The sequence below is a fragment of the Candidatus Similichlamydia epinepheli genome (genome assembly GCF_003056015.1).
Window position 1 is genome coordinate 1 of sequence record NZ_PPEU01000158.1, and the last position, 1,066, is coordinate 1,066.

Annotated in this window: 1 protein-coding gene; it reads right to left on the bottom strand. The window is 40.9% G+C overall.

Annotation, left to right across the window (positions count from 1 at the left end; translation table 11 throughout):
• Positions 1–16 precede the first annotated feature (16 nt).
• Positions 17–1,066: hypothetical protein (locus GCCT14_RS05120; protein ID WP_157952651.1), on the bottom strand; the 1,050-nt coding region annotated here is incomplete at its 5' end.

Sequence of the window (1,066 nt, forward strand, 5' to 3'; positions counted from 1 at the left end):
CATTCATAATAAGGACCTAAAAAGAAATAGTTGAGTCTGAATCAATTGGAATGTACACCTCTCGGTTTTCCGTAAAGGTATACAGGTTAGTTTGCTCACCAGTCGTCAAGAATAGGGATCCTTCACTCGATAAGTAAAAACTTGCTCTTTGATTAATCCCAAGAACACCTTCTTTATAAAGAACAGGACCCATACAAAATCCGATTTTATTGCTCACTTTACGAGTCTCGTGATTATATCGATCATCAAGCAAGGGACCTGTACCCATTAAAGAATCTTTCCCCAAAGAAAAACCCAATGGAGAATCCATAACAAGTTCTTGATCTGCTAATGCTAAAAAGTCAGACACCATCCGATCGACTTCCCAGCCCAAACAAGAGTAACGATCTTGTTTTCTTTGTTGAATGAATTCAACAGCCACTTTCTGCGCTTTTCTTCCTAAAAGAAAGAGATCTGCAAGAAGTGTAGGAGGAGAATCACCTAAAAAGAAGGAACGTGTAAGAACTGCATAAGGGGCCCCCTCTTTTCGATGACGACAAGCAAGCTCACAAGAAAGATAATCTCCCCAACCAATTGGGCAGGAAAAAAGAGTCGAAGGAAGAGCCGATTGCTCATTGACCAGTACACGAGGCAGAACGTCTGTGACGCATTCATGGAGCTCGAACGCATGTAGCAAGTCTTCTTGAAGTGAGAAATTTGTGAGAGTTGTCCCTTTGGCAAGAGAGCTCCGAATCATTTGAGGAAGAGCAGCAGAAAGACGTTGTAATACAGAAGAAGCCAAAAGATGATAGCGCAAATCTTCTTGATTCCATGCTTCAAGTAAATCTGACACCAAATCTTCACTTGAAACGACTTCCAAACCAAATCCTCGAATCAACGTGTAAACGCCTGCATCCAGGATCGACAATTGAGGAACAAATGATTTAAAAGAAAATTCCGCAGCAATCTTTACGACCGACCCAAGAATGTTTTCTAAGAGCTGATGTCTCTCTCTCCATGAAGTATAAGGTCTCTTTTCAATAGGCAATACGCAAGAATGTTTCTCTCTCTGATCGATTAAAAAGAC